Below are 21,236 nucleotides of genomic sequence, written 5' to 3'. Positions count from 1 at the left end.
CGTCTCCGGTTTTCTCATGGAAGGAAATTTTATGAACAAGAACGAATTGGTTTCTGCTGTCGCCGAAGCTGCGAATCTCTCGAAGAGCGATGCGCAGTCCGCTGTCGAGGCGGTCTTTTCCGTCATTGCCGGCGAGCTGAAGAAGGGTGGCGACGTTCGTCTCGTCGGCTTCGGAAATTTCGCCGTGTCAAAGCGCGCCGCTTCCACGGGCCGCAACCCGCAGACTGGCGCCGAAGTGCAGATTCCGGCGCGCAACGTGCCGAAGTTCACGGCTGGCAAGGGCCTCAAGGACGCCGTTAACTGAACCATTGTTCCACAGCACAATGGCGAAAAGCCGGGCTCAGAGTGGCCCGGCTTTTCTTTTGTCGCGGCTTTCGGCCGATTGTTTTCTGACAGTTTCCAATTACCAATAACCGCGCGGGCAGCGCGCGATGTAACGAGCTCCGCGATAATCGCGATAAACACAACGGCCCCGCTCCGAGGCGCGGCCGATCAAAGCCCCGGCGGTTGCGCCAATGGCGCCGCCGACGACTGCGCCCTCGACATCTCCGGAAACCGCACCGCCGATCGCCGCGCCGGTGGCGCCACCGATGACGGCGCCGCGCTCCGTCTGGGTGCAGCCGGCAAGCGCCGCCGCAGCAGCCAAAGCTATAAGAGTATTTCGCATTTTGCGCTCCCTCTGACGTGACTAATGGACCCTCAACAGCCAGACACGGGAAATTGTTCCGCCCGTTACCGTAAGTGATTGTTACACTTGTCGCTTTGAGTTGATCGAAGAGCGGCGCCTTATCCGTCAGCGGCGATAGTCCGCAGCGAGCAGCTCTTCGAGCCGTTCGAGAAACGGCAGTTGCCCTTTCAGGATCTTTTCGCGGGCTTGCGGTATGGAGAACCAGGCTGCGCGGTCCACTTCCGGGAACGAGCGGATATGACCGCTGCGCGGTGGCCACTCGAGTTGAAACTGGTTGCTTACGACGGCACTCGGGTCGATCTCGCCCCTGAGCGCAAAGGCAGTGACGAGTTTTCCGCCGGGCTGGCGGTATTCGCCGAGAAGGTGCAAGTCTCCCGTCGGCTCTATGCCCGTTTCCTCGTGGAACTCGCGCCTGGCGGCCACATCGAGCGCTTCGCCGTCTAGCGGCTCCCCCTTTGGCATGGTCCAGGCACCAAGATCCTTGCGCTGCCAGAACGGACCGCCGGGATGGACCAGGAAGACCTCTATCGCTTCCGGCCTGCCTCGGAACATCATGATGCCGGCGCTCACTTTCGGCATTCTGCTTTCCGCCGAGTGTTTTCACATGGTCGCTGTTGTGCCGCCGCTGCTCACTAAAAGCGCCAACGGGACTTTTGATCCTGGTCAACGCACATTGATGCTGCTTCCGCTAGACAAATCGTGGAGGAGTGACGAGCCGATGTACAATCATATTCTCATTCCAACCGATGGTTCGCCGCTCTCTACAGTTGCGGTTGAAAAAGGCCTCGCCTTTGCCCGTGACGCCGGTGCCAAGGTCACCGTGTTGACGGTGGTGATGCCGTTTCACGTCATTTCGGGGCGCAGCGATCAGCTGTCCAGCACCCCCGCCGAGTACGAGCAGCAGTCGCAGGAAGCGGCTTCGGCCTATCTCTCGGAGGCGGAAATGAAGGCCAGATCGCTGGGGGTGCCTTGCGAGGCGGTTCTGGTGCGCCACGACCAGCCCTACAGGGCCATCATCGACACGGCCAAGGACAAGGGCTGCGACCTGATCGCGATGGCTTCCCACGGCCGTCGTGGGGTTTCCGCGATCGTGCTGGGCAGCGAAACCGTAAAGGTCCTGACGCACTCCACCATCCCGGTCCTGGTCTATAGGTGATGCATGCCTGATGGATGACGGGGCTGCTGAATGACGGGGCTGGCCGAAAAGGTGCGGTTTCTGAGCGACCCGGCATCCTATGCAGGCACGACGACGCATGTGGAGACCCACGAGACCCACATGTCATGGGTGTTTTTGACGGACAGGCGCGTCTACAAGCTCAAGAAGCCCGTGAAATACCCGTTCCTCGATTTCAGCAGCCTGAGGCGGCGGTATTTCTATTGCAGGGAGGAATTGCGGCTCAACCGCCGATTGGCGGAAGCAACCTACATCTCGGTGGTTCCACTCAGGCGAGACACGAGCGGCCACCTGTCGCTCGGCGGGCAAGGCATAATCGTCGATTGGCTTGTGGAGATGCACCGGCTTCCTGCCGCGGAGATGCTGGACGTCCGCATTCGCGACGGCCGCGTCACCGAGCAGGAAATCCAGCGTGTGGGCGAAATCCTGGTCGGCTTCTACTCGCACTGCCCGCCGGAGGTTGCGATGGGCGAGGCCTATCTGCATCATCTGGTCCGCGAACATGCAATCAACCGCTCAATCCTGGAGCGGCCGGAATTCGGCCTCACTGTCGCGTCCGCCGCTGCGCTGGAAAAGGTCGAGCATGCGCTGGATCGCTTACGGCCGCGCATCGAAGAGCGGATCGCCAGCGGATGGATCGTGGAAGGGCACGGCGACCTCCGCCCGGAGCACATTTGCCTGGCTGACCCGCCGCAGATTATCGATTGCCTCGAATTCAACCGCGCCATGCGCATCATCGATCCCTATGACGAGGTGAACTATCTGGGGCTCGAATGCGACATGCTCGGCGCTGGCTGGATACGGCCCATGCTGGGCGCCATACTGAGCAAGCATCTGGGGCATGCCCCGGACCCGGCGCTTCTGGCGCTCTACGGTGGGTTCCGCGCCCTTCTCAGGGCTCGCCTGTGCCTTGTCCATCTGCTTGAGAGCCACATGCGCCGCCCCGAGACCTGGCGCCCCCTGGCGATCCGTTACCTCGCAGAGGCGGACAGGGTGTGCGTCAATCTTCCATTCCCAGAAGGTCGCCGATCGACCCACGCGTATGGAGACGCCTGACGGCCTCCCCGATCAGGGGACCGCAGGGCAGAACATCCAGCTTCGCTGCAGGATGGCGCGCAACCGCCTGTTCCGCCGCGGGCAGACTGTCGGTTACGACGATGCGATCCAGGAGCGGACTGGCAAACAACTGTTCCACCCCCTTGCCGAACACGCCATGTGCGGCCAGGGCGTACACTTCCTTGGCGCCGCGCTCGCGGCACGCGGCTGCGGCGCGCAATATTGTGCCGCCGGTGTTGATCATGTCATCGACTATGAACACCGCGGCGCCGTCCACGTCTCCGGCAAACAGATCGCCGGACACGATGCCACGGCTCCGCCGTTTCTCCATGAACCCAAACCCGGCCTCTGCGCCGGTGTCGGCCTCAAAGGCCTGCTCGAGAAGCTGCGCCCGTTTCACGCCGCCTCCGTCGGGGGAGAAGATCGTAACCGGCAGGTCGGCGGCGAGCGTGTGGACGACCGGGCAAAACAGTTTTCGGGTGTCCAGGTGAACGGTTTCGCACCGGAACGCATTCTGGAACGCCGCGAAATTGTGCACGTCGACGACGATCACGCGGCCGGTCCCCATGGCTTCGAACAATTGCGCGACATAGCGCGTCGTGACAGGGTCGCGGGCCTTGGTCTGCCGGTCCTTGCGCGCATAAGCCATATAGGGCGTGATGGCGGTGACCCGTTCCGCCCCGTTCTCGCGGCAAGTGGCGATGAAGAACAGGAGCTTGCACAGCTTGTCATTGGCAGACGAGCCTGCGCTCCCTGCAAGACTGTGCAGCACGTAGACGTCCTCGCCGCGGACGCTCACCAGCGGGCGCGCCTTGTGCTCGCCATCCTCGAAGTCGCGCTCTTCATGCGGGTCCAGTTCGGTCCACAGGGCATGAGCCACTGCGGCGCCCAGATCTTCCGAACCTTTCAGCGCAAACAATCTCATGGGCTTCTACTATCATATCGCGTGCAAATAGATTTGACGCGCGTCAAAGGCGCAATGTCGAGCCCCATGCCTGATGATGGAACGGCATGCGGAATTTTTCGTTTCATCAGGATGATGCCGGCGCTGCTTTCTTGATTGGGATCAAGGCTGCGCCTTGCGAGACCATCGACACTTCGGGCGATGTCCGGGAGGTGAAACATGAAGCCGCTTCGAATCTGGGTTCTCGTGGCGGATGGCGCCCACGCCCGTATAGTGCGCAATGCGTTCCATCGCAGCGAGATGGGAGAACCGCTCGAGGAGCTTGTCTTCAGCGCTCCCCACAAACGGCTGAAGGAGATCATGGCCGACAAGCCTGGCCGCGCCTTCGCGTCAGCGGATTCGCGCAGCAGGTCGGCCATGGAGTACCGTTCCGATCCGGTGCATGAAGAACAGCAGGCATTTGCCGGCATGCTTGTCTCCGTGCTCGACGAACACCGGCTGGCCGGCGACTTCGACCGGCTGGCGATCATTGCCGCTCCGCGCATGCTTGGCGATCTGAGGGACGCCATGTCCGAGGGCCTGAGCGAAATCACGGTTGCGGAAGTGCCGAAGGACCTCACCAAGTTGACGGACCTGGAGCTGCGCGAGGCCATCGCGCAACTGGAAGTGAAGCAGGTGAGAAGCCCGGAATAGGAGCGGAAGCCCGATGCCAGGACTGGTGCCGCGTCAAATGGACAAGAAGCACACATTCAATTTCGGCTACTTGATCGCGGCCTTCCTGTTGATCACCCTTTTCCAGTTCTGGCTGGCATATCGTTCGGTGGAGCAAATCACCTACAGCGACGTCATGCGCCTTGTAAACGAGGGTAAGGTCGCTTCGGTTACGCTGACCGAAACCATGATCGAGGGGCATTTCAAGGAACCGCAGAATGGAAAGACGCTGTTCGTAGCCAATCGCGTCGACCCGGCGACCGCCGCGGTCTTCGAAAAGGCTGGCGTTCAGGTGTCGGGGGCAAGCGACAGCAACTGGCTGACGACGCTGCTTTCCTGGGTGGTGCCGGTGCTCATCTTCTTTGGCCTCTGGATGTATCTGTTCCGCGGGTTCGCAGAACGGCAAGGCATGGGCGGGCTGATCAATATCGGAAAGTCAAAGGCCAAGGTCTATCTCGAGCGAAAGACCGGCGTGACTTTCGACGATGTTGCCGGGGCGGACGAAGCCAAGGCGGAGCTGAGGGAAATCGTTTCCTTTCTGAAGGACAAGGACAAGTATGGGCGCCTCGGCGCGCGCATCCCCAAGGGAATATTGCTGGTCGGTCCGCCAGGCACCGGCAAGACGCTGATGGCGCGGGCTGTGGCGGGCGAAGCCGGTGTTCCGTTTTTCTCCATTTCAGGCTCCGAGTTCGTCGAAATGTTCGTCGGCGTCGGTGCGGCGCGCGTGCGGGACCTGTTCGAACAGGCGCGCCAGGCCGCCCCGTGCATCATCTTCATCGACGAGCTTGACGCGCTGGGGCGCGCTCGGAGCCCCTATGCCGGCTATGGCGGCGGCGATGAGAAAGAGCAGACACTGAACCAGCTTCTCTCCGAGCTCGACGGCTTCGACCCCCGCGTGGGTATCGTCCTGCTCGCGGCGACGAACCGCCCTGAGATACTCGACCCCGCTCTGCTACGTGCCGGGCGCTTTGACCGCCAGGTTGTGATGGACAGACCGGACCGCGAAGGACGGGTCGCGATCCTCAAGGTTCACATGAAGTCGATAGCCGTGGCGGAGGATGTCAGCGTCGACGAGATCGCGGGCATTACGCCCGGCTTCACCGGCGCAGACCTGGCCAATCTCGTCAACGAAGCGGCTATTTTCGCTACCCGGCGCGACGCGGACAAGGTGGGAATGGTTGACTTCACTAATGCCGTGGAGCGGCTCGTTGTCGGCCTGGAGAGGAAGAGCAGGCTTCTCGGGCCCCAAGAGCGCGAGCGCGTCGCCTACCACGAAATGGGCCACGCACTGGCTGCGACGGCGTTGAAGGGAGCCGACCCGGTCAGGAAGGTGTCGATCATTCCGCGCTCCATCGGTGCACTCGGCTATACGCTTCAGCGTCCGACCGAAGACCGGTTCCTCATCACCGAGGCGGAATTGAAGGACAAGATGATCGCCCTGCTTGCGGGCCGTGCGGCGGAAGAGATCATCTATGGCGAAATCTCAACAGGTGCCGCGGACGATCTTGCCAAGGCCACCGATATAGCGAGGCAGAGCGTCACGCGTTTCGGCATGAGCGGCACGGTGGGGCAGGCGGTGCTTGAAGAGCAGACATCGCAGTGGCTGGGTGAGCATCAGGTCGGCTTTCGACCCAGGGACTATTCCGAGGCCACCGCCCGCGAGGTGGATCTGGCGGTCCGCAAGATGATCGACGAAGCCTATCATGCCGCGCAGGAACTGCTGCGTGCCAGGCTGCCTGACCTGAAAGCCGGGGCCAAGCTGCTGCTGGAACGCGAGACCATAACGCCTGCCGATTTCCCGCCTTTGCAGCGCGCGGAGGAGCCGATCGCTGCCGTCATTCAGGAGCCGTCTCCCGCGGATGCATCGCCATCACCCGCACCGGCGGCGAAGCGAACACGAGTCGCAGCGGGAAACAAGCGAGCTTGATCGGCACGGTCGACGCCGCGCCGGTCCGCGCCCTCGAAAGCGCCAGCCGCGCCGCGACAAGAAACTGCTTTCGGGCAATGAAAGCAGCGAATAGGCCGTTCGGGCTTTGCAAACGACCATTCGGCACCTATGCATCCCTGGATGCAAAGGTGAGGGCGGGTGCCGCGGACGGCCATGACGATATCAAAGAATGCCGCAACCACGGCCGAACCAGGTTCCCATTCGCCTTTCGAGGTCTTTCGCGTTTTCCTGAAGCTCGGCCTGACCTCGTTTGGCGGGCCGATCGCTCATCTTGGATATTTCCGCGACGAGCTTGTCGTCCGGCGGCGCTGGATCGATGAGGCGGGCTATGCGGATCTGGTCGCGCTCTGCCAGTTCCTCCCAGGCCCGGCCTCCAGCCAGGTCGGCTTTGCGCTCGGAGTGCTGCGCGGCAATGGCCTGCTCGGCGGACTTGCGGCCTGGCTGGCCTTCACCATGCCCTCGGCGCTCATCCTGTTTGCGTTCGCGCTGGGTGCTTCCGGTTTCAGCGGCCCCGCCGCGGAAGGCTTCCTGCACGGGCTGAAGCTCGTTGCTGTCGCTGTCGTCGCGCAGGCAATCTGGGGTATGGCCCGAACGCTCACGCCGGACGCGCGGCGTGGCGCGATTGCCCTGATGGCCATCTTCATTGTGACCTTCATCGGCGGGTCTTTCGCGCAGATCGGCGCCATAGCGCTGGGCGGTGCGGCAGGCCTTTGGCTGTGCCGTCAGGAAGGAGCTGTCCTTTCCGGCCATTTGCGCTTCCCGGTTTCGCGCCGGCGCGGGGCCGTTTCTCTTCTGCTCTTCGCAGTTCTGCTTGTGGCGCTTCCCGTCGTGGTCAGCGCTACAGGCATACAGGGGCTTGCGCTCTTCGATGCCTTCTATCGTTCCGGGGCGCTGGTCTTTGGCGGGGGGCACGTGGTGCTGCCGCTTCTGCAGGCAGAAGTCGTTGCGCCCGGCTGGGTCACGAACGAGGCATTTCTTGCCGGCTATGGCGCCGCACAGGCTGTCCCCGGGCCGCTCTTCACTTTCGCGGCCTATCTCGGCGCAGTGATGGAACCGGCGCCCAATGGCTGGGTCGGCGCATCGATCGCGCTCGTGGGCATATTTCTGCCGGGCGTGCTGCTGGTCTACGGAATGCTCCCGTTCTGGGATACGCTTCGCCTGCGTTCCTGGGCCCAGGCGGTGATGCGTGGCACGAATGCAGCCGTGGTGGGCATTCTGGGGGCGGCCCTGTACAATCCTGTGTGGACCAGCGCCGTGAACGCCCCCCGCGATTTTGCGCTCGCTCTTGCTGGCTTTCTGCTCCTCACCGTGTGGAAGGCACCGCCCTGGACTGTGGTTGTGGCCCTCACGGCGGCCGCAATGGCGCTCCATCTGATCTGATTCTGATCCGCCGATAGCCTGCCCCCGTGCTTCCGCGCGCGGTGTCAAACCGTCTTGTCTTCGGCCGGTGGGGGCGGCGGCCCCTCCACGGGCGCCTGCTGCACGGGGCGGCGTGCCGCCAGGGCCTCCAGAAGCCAGATCACTATCCCGCCGAGGCCGAGAAAGAGGATGAGCAGATTGATCAGCCATCCGAAAAACGGAATGAAATTCAGGGCGGCCGCCACGATGAGGCCCACCGCGAGCACGACGAGCCGCGCCGCCGTTGTCGGTTCGAGAGTGCCAAGCCCGGTGGCCACCCGCCAGGAGAGCGCATAGATGCCCAACAGGTATCCGGCGATCCAGCAGACGACTATGGCGAAGAGCACCACCGGGATCAGCGGAATTCCCACCAACGAAATAGCGCTCAGCGGAACCAGGCCGATCAGGGTGCCGAGGCCGAGGACGCCAAGGCACATTGACAGGAACGGGCGGGTTATCGCGCGTTCGCGCATTCTTTCAACGCCGGCCGGCGCCGCCGCAAGCAGTATCGCCGCCACCACGAACAGAAACGCCAAGGTTATGAGGAAACCGAAGAAGATGCCGAGGAACGAGGGCCAAAAGCGCGGCATGTGATCGTGCATGGCTCTGTGGAAAGGCCCCAGCCGCTCCTGCATCTCCCACTTTTCGAAATGGACCTTATTCGGCGCTATCACGCTCGGCGCTATCTCGATAGGCTCGCGGGCGAAGTAGGTCAGGGTGCCGCCGATCTTCGCATCGGGGCCGAATTTGAGCTTGCCGGCGGCCAGCCTGGCGTCGCCGCCTATCTGGCCGTTGACGGTCAGCGTGCCCGCGGCCGCAAGCAGGCTGCCGGTTACCGGAGCGTCGACCACGAGGGTGCCGGCTGCAAGCCGCGCATTGCCGCCCACAGTCGCGTCCTTTTGCACAAGCACGTTGTAGCCGCTGGCGGAGAGATCCTCGCCGACCGGCTGACGGATATTCACGGAAAAGCCGGAGGCATAAAGGTCTTGTCCCACGGGCGCGTCGACATCGACGCTGAAGCCCATGGCATGGGCATCCTTCTCCACCTTTCCGGTGACGTCGACCGAAAACGCGGCTGCCATGAGGTCGCGCGGGCTAGGCTCTGAAAGCAGCACGTTCTGGCCCGAAGCATAGGTGTCGCCCCCGAGCACAAGCTGGTCGTCGGCGCGTGCGGCCGTGGCGAACAGAAATGCGCAGAAGACAGCCACGACATGCCGGTTTTGCAAGATCATGCCGAGCCTCCTCCAAGCCGCGTATGCGCAGAGCAACAACATAGCATGACAGTTCAAGGCTGCGGCGCATTGATCGCGCTCAACCCCACGTCGCACTGTGCCTGCATCGGGTTTGACGGAGCCCTGTGGTGCTCCATAATGTTTGTGCGGGTTCGGTGAGACGAAGGAAGACGGTTATGACCATCCGGAATCTCGAACATATGATCAATCCCGGGAGCGTCGCCGTCATTGGCGCTTCCGATCGCGAAGGCTCGGTGGGCCGGGTGGTCATCAGGAACATCATCAACGGTGGCTTTGAAGGCGAAATCTGGCCGGTAAATCCGAAGCATCGGGAGATAGCGGGCCGTCGCAGCTATGCAAACATTGCTGATACTCCCGGTGTTCCCGATCTGGCGGTCATCGTGACGTCACCAGAGACGGTGCCGGGCATTATCCATGAGCTTGGAACGAAGGGCACGCGCGCGGCGGTCGTCATTACCGCGGGCCTGAACGAGCGGAACGGGTTGAAACAGGCGATGCTGGATGCCGCAAGGCCATTCCTCTTTCGCATCGTCGGGCCGAATTCGGTGGGGCTGCTGGTGCCCCGGGCCAAGCTGAATGCCAGCTTTGCGCATATGACAGCCAAGCCGGGCGGCGTTGCCTTGCTGTCGCAGTCGGGCGCCGTCGTCACCTCCTTGATCGACTGGGCCGCAGACAAGCAGATCGGCTTCTCATGCATCGCTTCCATGGGCGATATGGCCGATGTCGACGTCGCGGATCTCATCGACCTGTTCGCCGGCGATGCCGATACCCATGCCATTCTGCTCTATCTTGAATCCATCCCGTATCCGAGAAAGTTCATGTCGGCTGCAAGGGCGGCCGCCCGGCTCAAGCCGGTTGTGGCGATCAAGGCCGGAATACATGCCGAAGCCGCAAAGGCCGCCGCCACCCACACAGGCGCGCTGTCGGGTGCCGATCGGGTGGCCGATGCGGCCTTGAACCGCGCGGGCATCTTGCGGGTTCGGGGTCTCGCCGATCTATTCGACGCCACCGAGACAATCGCGCGCTTTCCCCCGCTCGAGCAGTCGAGGGTGGGCATCGTTACCAATGGGGGCGGGGCGGCGGTGCTCGCGATCGATCAATTGATTGAAAGCAAGGGCCGCCTGGCGGAGTTTTCCGCTGAAACGATCGCGCAACTCGACAAGGTCCTTCCGCCGACATGGTCGCGCGCAAACCCGGCCGACATCATCGGCGACGCGTCGCCGGAGCGATACAAGGTCGCGGTCGAGGCTGTGGCTTTGGACCCGCAGGTGGACACGCTGCTTGTGATGAACTGCCCCACCGGTCTTGCGTCTTCGGCAGCGGCAGCAACCGCAGTCGCTTCGCTTGCCACACGTGGAATGATCCAGGGAAAGCCGGTGCTCACCTGCTGGCTTGGCGAACACACCGCGCGGGCCGGGCGGACCATCCTGGGTGACGCCGGCATCGCAACCTTTGAAACCCCGGCGGACGCGGCCACCGCCGTCTCATATCTCAGCGACTGGTCCCGCGCACAGAACGCGTTGTTGCGCGTACCTTCCACCCGCAGCGAAGACATTTCCGGTGACCGGGACGCGGTGCAGGCCATTTTCCGCGCCGTTGCCGCAGACAATCGGCGCATCCTGACCGAACCGGAAGCCAAGACGGTCATTGCGGCCTATGGCATTCCGGTCCCCGAAACGGTTGTCGCGTATTCGCCCGAAGAGGTCGAAGCCGCCGCACAGCGGATCCTCAGCAACACGGGGAAGGTGGCCGTGAAACTGCTGTCCCGAACCATCTCCCACAAATCCGATGTTGGCGGCGTGGTTCTCGGCATCGAGACGGCCGAGGCCGCTCGCCAGGCCGCGGAGCATATCCGCGAACGTCTGGCCCAGATGGGTTCGGCCGATGCCATCGATGGATATTCGGTGCAGCCCATGATCGAGCGCAAGAATGCACAGGAGCTGATACTTGGCGTCAGCCGGGACCCGGCCTTCGGCCCGGTGGTGCTTTTCGGCGCGGGCGGCACTGCCGTCGAGGTGGTGGACGATACCGCGATTGCCTTGCCGCCTCTCGACGATGTGCTTGCATCGGATCTGATCGATCGCACACGCATCGGCCGCCTGCTTGCGGGCTTCCGCGACCGCAAACCCGCCGACCGCCGCGCCATCAATCTGGCGATCAATGGCGTGTCGCAGTTGATCGTCGATTTTCCGTGCATCGTCTCCATGGACATCAATCCGCTGCTCGCCGACGAGCAGGGGGTGCTGGCGCTTGACGCGCGGATCGAGATCGATCCCGTCGATGTCGAGACGCCCGGCCCGAACCAGGCGCTGGCGATACGGCCGTATCCGGAAAGCTGGCAGGCGCACGTGTCGCTTGATGGGGTCGACTACCTGATCCGGCCGATAAAGCCTGTCGATGTGGCGCTCCATCAGAGCTTCCTGTCGAGAATTTCGCCGGAAGACATGCGGTTGCGGTTCCTCGCTCCGCGCAAGAATTTTTCCGGCAAGACACTGCTGCGTCTGACGCAGCTTGATTACGATCGCGAGATGGCGTTCGTGGCGCTGGAACCCAGCGGTGACCTGGCCGGTATTGTCCGGCTATGCACCGATCCCGATCATGAGTCCGGCGAATACGGCATACTCGTCCGCAGCGATCTGCAGGGCCATGGGGTCGGCTGGGCCCTGTTGCAGCATATGATCCGCTACGCGACTGCCGATGGCCTGAAACAGGTTGAAGGGCTGATCCTCAGCGAGAACACCAGGATGCTGGAGATGTGCCGCGAATTGGGTTTTGTGCTAACGGCCCACCCAACCGAACGCGGACTGGTGCTGGCAACGCTCAAGCTTGAAGCCGTGGGGCAGGGCGCTGTTGACGCCTCCGGCGAGGAGTAGGCGGCTGTCTACAGCCATTCGCCTGAAAAGCCTGCTCGGCGCAGGCCGGTCAGTATTGGCGGGCAACGTCGCATCAGGTTCCAGATCAGCCCGGTTCGATAGTTCTCGATCATGAGAACCACCGGGCCCTGGTCGATGCCGAAGTGGTAGGGACTCACCCACCAGCCGGTGGGACTGTCTTCCATCGAAAAAGTGGCGTTGAACGAAGGCCTGAATCCGTAAAGCCTGTCGGCACCGAGGTGCAGTGAAGAAAAATACCGCACCGTCGGAAAGACGATTTCCGGTGCGAAGGGCAGGGAGCCTATGACGACCCAGGGAGACACCGTGCCGTCGTCTGGGCCGAATGGTGCGCCGCGTGCGATGTAGTCGAAGAAGTTCCGCTCCACGCCGTCTATCACGCGAGTGCGCCAGCCGGGTCCATCGCTTGCGGTGAAACCCCAGCAGAATTGCCCGTAAAGCGCGAACCCCATCGGGTTCCGGATCGCATACTGCTGCTGCACCAGTGTGGCTTGCCGGCTGTTCTGGAAATAGTCGCTGCCGCGCTCTCGCATGAATTGGTCCTGGAGGCCTCTGAAGTCGATCCACATGTGCGAGAGCTGGTGGGTAAACAGCGGTCCCGAATAGAGAAGCTCGTGGCCGTAGATTTCCTTCCACTCGTAGGTGGCGGTGTATGCGGCATAGCTTTCAGGCGGCAGCGGATGGGTTGGGGAGCCAAGGCCGAGAATGTAGAGCAGAAGGCCTTCGTCGTAACCGCGCCAGCGGTGGGGAATGAACCCGCTCTCCGGGTGCCAGCCATGCGTCAAGGTCGCGCCGCCGTTGCGGGCCCAGTCCCAATCCGCGCGTTCATAGAGCGCGTTGGCCAACAGGCGGATTTCCGCTTCGTCGGCGCTATCGCCGTCGAAATAGGAGGCGACGGTGAGGGCGCCGGCAAACAGGAATGCTGAGTCGATTGTCGACAGCTCACATTGCCAGACGCGACGGCCGGTTTCGATATCCAGGAAATGATAGAAGAAGCCCTTGTAGCCGGAAACGTCAGGCCCGGGGCCCTGCGGACATTCGAACAGGAACTGCAGACGCTTGCGTGTTATCTTCGCCGCGAATTCGCGGATGATCACCCCGCGCTCCACCACCACCGGAATCGTCGCAAGCGCCATCCCGAGCGCAGCTATGCTTGCGGGCGAAACCGGGTTCGTATTGTCGCGCACCAACCCGTTGTCCGGGTTGGTGACCTGCAGATAATACAAGAGGGTGGTAAATTGCAGCCACCCCAACTCTTCGTCGGTTGGCGGCACATCGCTGGCCAGGTCGGTTAAAAGCATTGGCATTGGCTTACGCCGTTTACCTGCGGGACGACACGAAGAAAGAGCCGGTGAGCAGCGCTGCCGCCAGGGCCGTCAGACCGAGCGGCTCAGATGTTATCTCCTTCCGTGGAGGTTTTCTGAGGCGTTCCCTGGGCCTCGTCCACTCCCCACCTCCAGTTTTTGATCGCAGGCATGTCATCCCCGTACCGGTCGATATATTCCCGGTGCTCGATGAGCTTTTCGTGGATCGCCTGCTTGAAATAGGCGGCCCGCGCTCCGAGCTGTGGCAGCCGGTCGATCACGTCCTCCACCAGATGGAAGCGATCGAGGTCGTTCAGCACCACCATGTCGAACGGCGTCGTTGTCGTGCCCTCTTCCTTGTAGCCGCGAACATGCAGATTATCGTGGTTGGTCCGGCGATAGGTGAGGCGGTGAATGAGCCAGGGGTAGCCGTGGAAGGCGAAGATGATCGGCTTGTTCTTCGTGAACAGGGCATCGAAGTCGCGATCCGACAAGCCATGCGGATGCTCGCTCGATGGCTGCAGCTTCATCAGGTTCACCACATTGATCACGCGAACCTTCAGTTCCGGCAGGTGCTTGCGGATCAGTTGCACTGCGGCCAGCGTTTCAAGCGTCGGGACATCGCCGCAGCACGCCATGACCACGTCGGGCTCCGAACCCCTGTCGTTGCTGGCCCATTCCCAGATGCTAAGACCCTCGGCGCAGTGCTTTATGGCCTGATCCATCGTTAGCCATTGTGGCGCCGGCTGCTTGCCCGCGACCACGACGTTCACATAGTCGCGGCTGCGCAGGCAGTGGTCCGTGACCGACAGCAGCGTATTGGCGTCGGGTGGCAGGTAGACCCGGATTACTTCCGCCTTCTTGTTGACGACGTGATCGATGAAGCCCGGATCCTGATGGCTGAAGCCGTTGTGGTCCTGGCGCCAGACGTGGGAACTGAGGAAATAGTTGAGCGATGCGATCGGCCGGCGCCACGGGATCTCCCGGCTGACCTTCAGCCATTTCGCATGCTGGTTGAACATCGAGTCGATGATGTGGATGAAGGCCTCGTAGCACGAGAAGAAGCCATGCCTTCCCGTCAGCAGGTAGCCCTCCAGCCAGCCCTGGCATTGATGCTCGCTGAGAACCTCCATCACACGGCCGTCAGGTGCCAGATGGTCGTCTTCCGGATAGATCTCCGCCATGAAGCAGCGGTTGGTGACTTCCAGCACGTCCTGCCAGCGGTTGGAGTTGTTTTCATCCGGGCTGAACAGGCGGAAGTTCTTGCTGTCCAGGTTGAGCTTCATCACATCGCGCAAGAACTTGCCCATGACGCGGGCCGATTCCGCTGTTGTTGCGCCGGGGCTGGGCACATTCACTGCATAATCCCTGAAGTCGGGAAGCTTGAGGTTGCGCAGCAAGAGCCCGCCATTGGCATGCGGGTTGTCGCTCATCCGACGATGGCCCCTTGGGGCCAGGGAAGCAAGTTCGGAAAGGAACCGTCCGTCCTGGTCGAACAACTCTTCAGGGCGGTAGCTCTTCATCCATTGCTCGAGGATGCGGACGTGTTCGGGCTTGTCCATGTCGGCCATGGGCACCTGGTGCGAGCGCCAGTAGTCCTCGCATTTCTTGCCGTCGATTTCCGCAGGGCATGTCCAACCCTTCGGTGTGCGAAAGACGATCATCGGCCAGGAAGGGCGCTTCAGGTTGCCGTTCTCGCGCGCGTCTGCCCAGATCCGCTTGATTTCCGCCACTACCGTGTCCAGAACGGCCGCCAGCCTTTGCTGCACGCGCGCAGGGTCACGCCCTTCCACAAAATACGGCGTGTAGCCCATGCCCTCGAAGAACTTTCTCAGCTCGTCCTCCGGGATGCGCGCCAGGAAGCAGGGATTGGCGATCTTGTATCCATTCAGATGAAGGATCGGCAGGACACAGCCATCACGCGCAGGATTCAGGAATTTGTTGCTTTGCCAGCCGGTGGCGAGGGGGCCCGTTTCGGCTTCGCCGTCGCCAACGATGCAGGCCACGATCAGGTCCGGATTGTCGAAGGCAGCGCCGTAGGCGTGGCTGAGCGCATAGCCCAGTTCACCGCCTTCGTGGATGCTGCCGGGGGTTTCCGGCGCCACGTGGCTCGGAATTCCGCCCGGGAAGCTGAATTGCTTGAAAAGCTTCCTCAAGCCTTCCGCGTCCTGGCTGATGTTCGGGTACACCTCGCTATAGGTCCCTTCCAGGTAGGCATGCGCCACCAGCGAGGGGCCGCCATGTCCCGGTCCGATGATATAGATCATGTTCAGGTCATCGCGCTTGATCACGCGATTGAGCTGGACGTAAAGCATGTTCAGGCCCGGCGACGTACCCCAGTGGCCCAGCAACCTCGGCTTGATATGCTCGCGCTTCAGCGGCTCTTTCAGCAGCGGATTGTCGAGTAGATATATCTGGCCGACCGACAGGTAGTTGGATGCTCTCCAATACGCATCCATGGCCTGCAGTTCATGTTGCGAAAGCGGGCCCGTTTCGGCGACGGAAACGGTCCTCTCGTCTTCGGCAAGTTTGGCGGGAGTCATGGGGTCCTCTCACTATCGTTGGGGACCTGCAGGGGCGAGACGCCTACCGTCACCGCCAATTAGCGCCGAGGCTCGCTCTCACGCTACATGCACCGCAGATAGCTCCCACCCCCGGCGAAAGGGACGAGCGCCTGAACGGAGCGCCGCGATAACGTCGAAGTCATGGATCTGGTTCCGCGCGAGGCATCGCTTTGGCCGGTGGGTCGACCGCGGTCGCAGTGCTGCTTGCACCCTGCAGAGGACGAAACAGCGTCAGGGGGCCTCGTCACGCCGTGCGCCGTCCGCCTCGATCTGGCCCGATGCCTCATTGGCGGTGAGGCTATCGGGCCAGATTATGGCGCCGGGCGGGAGCCACGGCGCATCCATAGGCGCGCATGGCTTGTGCCAGGCTGGTGCATCGCGAGTGTCCGGCCGGCCAGTCTCACTTTGCTGAGCACGCCCGCAGGCGTTTCATTTCACCAGCGCCACGTGCCGGCCCGCCAACATTTCACGCCCCCCCAGCTGCGTCTTGCAATCGGACTCGATGGCCGAGTTGCCGGTCATCTCGATGGTGTCGCCGATCAGGCGAAGGCAGGCGCTGGCTGAAGCGGTCGAGTTGCCTGCAAAGAAGATTTGGGCCTTGGGAGCATAAACGAAGCCGCTGACCTTCGAACCGGAGGTGCCGTTGATGGTGACCTTTTGGGGATTGTCCCGGGCCTGGTAGATGGTGATGCCGGCATAGGGCCCCGACGTCGGCGGGGACAGGTCTACCAACTGGTTGGCGGTGATGGAGAAGCTCGCGCCTTCCAGCAGGAAGATGGTGACGCCGTGCCCGACCAGGCTTCCGTTGCCCTTGAGCTCCACGTCTCCGCCCCGCAGCACATAGACCCCCGGTTGAAGCGTAATGTTCCCGGAAAAGCTCTGCTTGCAATAGGTGCCGGGCGTCAGGGTCTTTGCGTTGTTGCCGTCCGGAACGGTCCTGTTGCATCCATCATTCGGCGGCGTGATGTTGAGCAGCGGATCGAGCGAGGCGAACTGCTGCTCCAGCGGTGCGCCACAGGCCAGCTTGGACGACGAGCCGGACAGTCCCGAGGTCTTGCCGACAGTCACGACGCATTCGGCGGCCACTTGCGCGGAGCCGCCTCGTGAAACCGAATCCGCGGCCCTGGAATTCGCCGCGATGACGCATCCGTTCAGCGCGACCTGCGTGGATCCCTGAAGCTTCACGGCAGCCGAAGCGCTCGGGTTCAACGCCATCACGCATGCGGGCGACCCCGGCATCACGCGGACGCTTGAAGACCGATGGGCGTTCCAGGTGAAGGGGCCGCGCATGAAGCCGGGGTTGAAGATCGTCGACGACACATCGATGGTGCCGTTTGGCCCCGATGGGACGTCGACCTTGAATTTGGAAACGGTGTCGGCCAACGGGTCGGTTTCGTCGATATCCTCGGAAAGCCCGTAGAGATTTGCGGCGAACAGTTCCCGGCCCATCTGGTTCATTTCCTCGGCCGACATGCCCGGATAGTACTTGGTGCCGATCGCCAATGCGGATGCATCGAGAGCGTTCTGCAGCCTTGAAGCCTTGGTATAGGTAGTTACCACATCGATTGCGCCGGCTACGGCCGCCATCGTGGGTAGAGACGCGATAGCCAGTATTGCGGCGAAGTTCCCCTCTTGGGACTTCCAAAAACGCCTTAGCATGCGGTGTCCCTCCTGTGTGCCTGATTGTCACGGCTGATTGGGCCACAGATGCATTCAGGCTTTATTGAAAGAACTGCTAAATTTGGAAGTATCGGTGGAGATTAGCGGGTTTTGGCGCCGTCGTGCTGGGTCGACGCGCTCTTGTCGGCCCTTTGTGGTGGCTGTGCCGCAGGCGATACTGTCGGGGCAAGCTCGCCCCACTTACCCCGATGCGGACTTGGCGACCTGCTTGAGCGCGCCTTTCTGGATCCGGTAGAACGGCATGGTTCTCTCGCTGCCGCCGTCAGGCCTGAAGCGAAATACACCGGTGGACCCGCGGAACCCGGCCGGATTTTCAAACACGCTCTTCTGCAATCCATCGGCCCCGAGCGCATTGGCGATGCCCGCCGTCAGCGCAACGGTGTCATAGGCATAGGCGACCGTGATATCCGCCGGGTAGTTGAAGGTTGTCTTGAAGCGCTCGGCGATGGGGCCGGTCTCCGTTGAGTCCAGCGTGGCAACGTAGGCGCCTTGCAGGGCAGGATCGTCAACCGAATGCTCGAGCCAACGGTTGGTGCCGACCAGCACCATGTCCTTCTTCAGCAGCCCTTCCGAGCGCAGCGCTGCCGCGATGAACGCGGGGTTGCCGCCGCCGGTGGCCAGGACGATCGCTTCCGGCGCGTCGACCAGAGCTTTCATGTCAGCCACGGCTTTGGTGGCGCTTTCGTTGATGTCATAGGCTACCGTCACCGCCAGCTTGGCCCCGTAGACGCTGAGGCTGTTGGCGACGCGCTTTTCAAGCATTGCCGCATCCGGGCCGCGGGGAACCAGCAGCACGAATTTTCGCGCGCCCTTTGCGGCGATTGCGCCTGCGCCGGCGGCCGCGCTGTCGCCTTCGTTCAAGGGCACGGAATAGATGCCCGGCGCGCCTTCGAAATTGTCGGCCAGGGTAAGCACCGGCGGCAGGTTTCCAGATACCCGGGCAAGGTGCCGCACGGCGGTAAGTTCCGTGGGACCGATGACGACCCGCGACGAAAGCGCCTTCACGGCCAGTTCCTTGGCGCGTGCTTCGTCGCCGCCGGTGTCTTCGATTGTCAGCGTAAGCACGTCATTGCCCAGGTCGCTCATGGCGAGCTGGGCCGCATCCTTCATCTTCCTGCCCAACTCGCCTTTCCGGCCGGAGGCGGAAAGCGGCAGCAGCATGGTCACCTTGGTCCGGCCTTTGCCCAACACCAGTGATGCCGCCTGGGGTGTCGTGGTGGCCTGTTCCGGCGATGTGCCCGCGCCGGTGGAATCGAGCGCCTCCGAAACGGTTCCGTTCGACTGACACGCCGCGAGAAGAATTGCCAAGACCAAAGCGCCTGCCAGAAGCGGAAATTTATGCATGTCGGCTTTCAGCAATTTCCAGGCCCAGAAGTGGGCTCGAGAACAAGGGCCCGAGCAAAAACACGGCACGCCCGGCAAACACCGGGCGCGCCTTCATCGCGTAAGACGAGCACACTGCACGCATCCCAGGCCGGTCAGTTCATGTACTCGACCATCCGGCTATGGAAGCATGCGCATTTGTTGAGATTGTCCTCGTCGAGATAGTTGGTCTTCAGGTAGCCGAAGGCTCTGCCGCAGGCCGCTTTCGCCTCCACGGCCCAGACGAATGCGGGCCGCCGGGAGTAGATCCACTGCGGATCCTCCGACACGGCCACCGACTCGTCCATCAACCGCACAACCGTGGCCGTCAGCTGGCCGACGTTCCCGGTGAGTAAAAGCGCAGTCGGGCCGGACGCCGGACAATATTCGATCTGCGGGCCTCCGACGAGATCTGCGGCATAGCCCGCAGATCCGGCCGGCGCCAGGAGCGCCGCGCAGCAAAGCAAGGACTTTGCAAGTTTTTTCATGCTGAGTTCCCTCCAGCAATTTCTTTATATCACGAGCTTGCGTTTGCACACCATAGATCAGCCCTCGCTTGGTGCGGTGGTATGCTTGTCGTCGTCGTAGAGAAGCGTGATCGTGCTCGCCAACGGCATGTTCTCCAGCGTCGCCACATGGACGAAATTGCTGCCATTGGCCGCGCCGTCTTGATCCACGCTCAGGACGCCCGTCGACTGGTCGTATTTGACGAAGTGGCTGATGTCCTCGCCATTGGTGCTGAACAGGGAGGTGAGGTCTATCACGTCGCCATCGCCGCCGATGCCGCTGTAGTCGGTGATCAGGTCGTTGATGTCCAGGCTGTCGAGCTTGAACGTATCGGCGCCTGCACCGCCCGTCAGCGTGTCTCGCCCCAACCCGCCGATCAGCAGGTCATTGCCATCACCGCCGATGAGGATGTCGTTGCCCGGACCGCCGTCCAGTATGTTGTTGACACCGTCGCCGCCGACCAGGAGATCGCTGCTGTCGGAGCCCATGATGTGCTCCGCGACAGTTGGGCTCGCAAGAGCCTCGATCCCGGCAGCAGTCGGCTGGCCGTCGCCTGTGTAGTCGAAGGCAACGATCGAGTGCGAAACATCCAACGCCTGGATGTCGTTGTGCATGGCCGAGGTTGCTTCAGCGTAAGGTGTCAGGCCATTGGCCACATGAACGTTGAAGTTCGCCGTCCCGGTATGATCCCCGTCCCCGTCCGTGAGTTGCAGCGTCACCGGGATCGTATGGTCGACCGTGGTGGACGTTACGCCGACGTTCGTGAGGTTGAGTTTGGTCTTGCCCGACGACTCGTACGCATCGATCCATGCAATTTGCGCACCGGAAGGCGATGTGATCGTCAGTGAAGTGATGCCATTTGTCGGGGTGTAGGCACGAAATGTTCCATCGGTGAAATGGGCGACGAACTCGATCTTGTTGTTCGAACTAACCGCATCGAACGTGAATGTGGCATATGATGCATTGGCCAAAGTGATGTTAGGCGGCGTGTAGGGACCTGCGCCATCATAGTCATTCGGCGTTCCGAAATCGAAACGCATGAACTCGCCTTTGTCGAAGTTATTGTTTCCGAGACCCCAACCTTGGCCAGAGCCGTTGACGTCGTTCGTTTGAGTGAGCGAGGGATTGCCGCCACCCAACCAAGCCGATTCGTGTTGTGAGGTGAAGACGCCATTAGCATCGGTGGGCTTCCAGCCGGTTACCATGACGATATTTTGGCCGCCTTGCGTCACGATGACTGAAGAGCTTGGACCGCTGCCGAAAGAACTGCCGCTACCGATCGAAACAGGAGTTGTCTTGCCATCCAGCGGCGCCAGCAGGTCAAAAACATACTGTCCCGATGATGGGTTCACGGTAATGGTGAATACCGCAGTATCACCTTGGTTATAGGTACCGTTGTTGTCATTGTCGGCATAGGCGGTCAACACGTTACCCGTCTGCACCGTTATAAGATTGTGGCCGCCAGAGGTAATGCCGGTGGTATTAGCTGTAATCGTCATGGCCGACCCGACGCCATCGGCTCCGGCCACAAAGTCGATATGTCCGACTGCAGGTGTTTGCGAAGGATCGTTGCTTGCCTGCTGACTCTGCACGCTGTTCAATATCGGAACATCGTCGACGATGTCGATGACCAGATTGCCGGCGGGAGCCGGATCGCCGTCGGCGTCCTTCACCACCACCGCGAAGCTGACCGAGGTGTCGTCGCCGGACGTGTTGCTCAGCAGCGTGTAGCTGTAGTGGATCGTACCCACGCCCGTCGTGGCATTGTATTCGTACCAGGCCGTCAGTTCACCCGT

17 protein-coding genes are annotated in these 21,236 nt (G+C 61.9%); 7 read left to right on the top strand and 10 right to left on the bottom strand.

Annotated elements, in window-relative coordinates:
• Nucleotides 1-31 precede the first annotated feature (31 nt).
• Nucleotides 32-304 carry a DNA-binding protein HupB gene (gene hupB, locus AC3A4H_RS07465; protein ID WP_487766347.1) on the top strand — a complete coding sequence of 91 codons (273 nt, stop codon included), beginning with the start codon at nt 32-34 and terminating at the stop codon, nt 302-304.
• A gap of 99 nt (nt 305-403) precedes the next feature.
• Here the strand turns inward: hupB and AC3A4H_RS07460 are convergent, their stop codons facing one another.
• Nucleotides 404-667, bottom strand: coding sequence for a YMGG-like glycine zipper-containing protein (locus AC3A4H_RS07460; RefSeq protein ID WP_348777082.1), 264 nt, complete (start codon nt 665-667; stop codon nt 404-406).
• 126 nt (nt 668-793) lie between these two features.
• Nucleotides 794-1,267, bottom strand: coding sequence for an NUDIX hydrolase (locus tag AC3A4H_RS07455; RefSeq protein WP_487766133.1), 474 nt, complete (start codon nt 1,265-1,267; stop codon nt 794-796).
• On the opposite strand from AC3A4H_RS07455, the gene AC3A4H_RS07450 reads away from it, so the two are divergent.
• Nucleotides 1,242-1,844, top strand: coding sequence for a universal stress protein (locus tag AC3A4H_RS07450; protein ID WP_487766132.1), 603 nt, complete (start codon nt 1,242-1,244; stop codon nt 1,842-1,844). The genes AC3A4H_RS07455 and AC3A4H_RS07450 overlap by 26 nt on opposite strands.
• 30 nt (nt 1,845-1,874) lie before the next feature.
• Complete coding sequence (locus AC3A4H_RS07445; protein ID WP_487766131.1) at nt 1,875-2,918, top strand: hypothetical protein; 1,044 nt, start codon at nt 1,875-1,877, stop codon at nt 2,916-2,918.
• Here the strand turns inward: AC3A4H_RS07445 and AC3A4H_RS07440 are convergent.
• Nucleotides 2,863-3,843, bottom strand: coding sequence for a ribose-phosphate diphosphokinase (locus AC3A4H_RS07440; protein WP_487766130.1), 981 nt, complete (start codon nt 3,841-3,843; stop codon nt 2,863-2,865). The genes AC3A4H_RS07445 and AC3A4H_RS07440 overlap by 56 nt on opposite strands.
• A 198-nt stretch (nt 3,844-4,041) precedes the next feature.
• Between AC3A4H_RS07440 and AC3A4H_RS07435 the strand changes: the two genes are divergently transcribed.
• From AC3A4H_RS07435 to chrA, 3 genes are all read left to right on the top strand, one after another.
• Nucleotides 4,042-4,515, top strand: coding sequence for a host attachment protein (locus AC3A4H_RS07435; protein ID WP_487766129.1), 474 nt, complete (start codon nt 4,042-4,044; stop codon nt 4,513-4,515).
• Nucleotides 4,516-4,552: 37 nt separating this feature from the next.
• Entirely contained in the window at nt 4,553-6,460 is a 1,908-nt protein-coding gene (gene ftsH, locus AC3A4H_RS07430; protein WP_487766128.1) for an ATP-dependent zinc metalloprotease FtsH, read from the top strand.
• A 174-nt stretch (nt 6,461-6,634) separates the two neighbouring features.
• A complete protein-coding gene (chrA, locus tag AC3A4H_RS07425; RefSeq protein WP_487766127.1) occupies nt 6,635-7,861 on the top strand; it encodes a chromate efflux transporter in 1,227 nt (408 codons plus the stop codon).
• A gap of 44 nt (nt 7,862-7,905) precedes the next feature.
• Here chrA and AC3A4H_RS07420 read toward each other — a convergent pair whose 3' ends face one another.
• The gene (locus tag AC3A4H_RS07420; protein ID WP_487766126.1) at nt 7,906-9,111 is read right to left on the bottom strand and encodes a bactofilin family protein; all 1,206 of its coding nucleotides are present in this window, start codon (nt 9,109-9,111) and stop codon (nt 7,906-7,908) included.
• A 176-nt stretch (nt 9,112-9,287) separates the two neighbouring features.
• On the opposite strand from AC3A4H_RS07420, the gene AC3A4H_RS07415 reads away from it, so the two are divergent.
• Nucleotides 9,288-12,005 carry a bifunctional acetate--CoA ligase family protein/GNAT family N-acetyltransferase gene (locus AC3A4H_RS07415; RefSeq protein ID WP_487766125.1) on the top strand — a complete coding sequence of 906 codons (2,718 nt, stop codon included), beginning with the start codon at nt 9,288-9,290 and terminating at the stop codon, nt 12,003-12,005.
• A gap of 8 nt (nt 12,006-12,013) precedes the next feature.
• Here AC3A4H_RS07415 and AC3A4H_RS07410 read toward each other — a convergent pair whose 3' ends face one another.
• From AC3A4H_RS07410 to AC3A4H_RS07385, 6 genes are all read right to left on the bottom strand, one after another.
• The gene (locus AC3A4H_RS07410) at nt 12,014-13,330 is read right to left on the bottom strand and encodes a glucoamylase family protein (protein ID WP_487766124.1); all 1,317 of its coding nucleotides are present in this window, start codon (nt 13,328-13,330) and stop codon (nt 12,014-12,016) included.
• 83 nt (nt 13,331-13,413) lie between these two features.
• A complete protein-coding gene (locus AC3A4H_RS07405) occupies nt 13,414-15,870 on the bottom strand; it encodes a phosphoketolase family protein (protein ID WP_487766123.1) in 2,457 nt (818 codons plus the stop codon).
• A 450-nt stretch (nt 15,871-16,320) separates the two neighbouring features.
• On the bottom strand, nt 16,321-17,550 hold the full coding sequence (locus tag AC3A4H_RS07400; protein WP_487766122.1) for a TadE/TadG family type IV pilus assembly protein: 1,230 nt from the start codon (nt 17,548-17,550) through the stop codon (nt 16,321-16,323).
• A 201-nt stretch (nt 17,551-17,751) separates the two neighbouring features.
• Nucleotides 17,752-18,879 carry an ABC transporter substrate-binding protein gene (locus AC3A4H_RS07395; protein ID WP_487766121.1) on the bottom strand — a complete coding sequence of 376 codons (1,128 nt, stop codon included), beginning with the start codon at nt 18,877-18,879 and terminating at the stop codon, nt 17,752-17,754.
• A 170-nt stretch (nt 18,880-19,049) separates the two neighbouring features.
• Complete coding sequence (locus AC3A4H_RS07390) at nt 19,050-19,421, bottom strand: hypothetical protein (protein ID WP_348777068.1); 372 nt, start codon at nt 19,419-19,421, stop codon at nt 19,050-19,052.
• Nucleotides 19,422-19,478: 57 nt separating this feature from the next.
• Nucleotides 19,479-21,236: type I secretion C-terminal target domain-containing protein (locus AC3A4H_RS07385; RefSeq protein ID WP_487766120.1), on the bottom strand; the 1,758-nt coding region annotated here is incomplete at its 5' end.

This window comes from Pseudaminobacter sp. Soil_N_29, assembly GCF_057656055.1.
The sequence above is the reverse complement of the archived record's forward strand: the minus strand, read 5'-3'. Positions and strand labels throughout refer to the sequence as shown.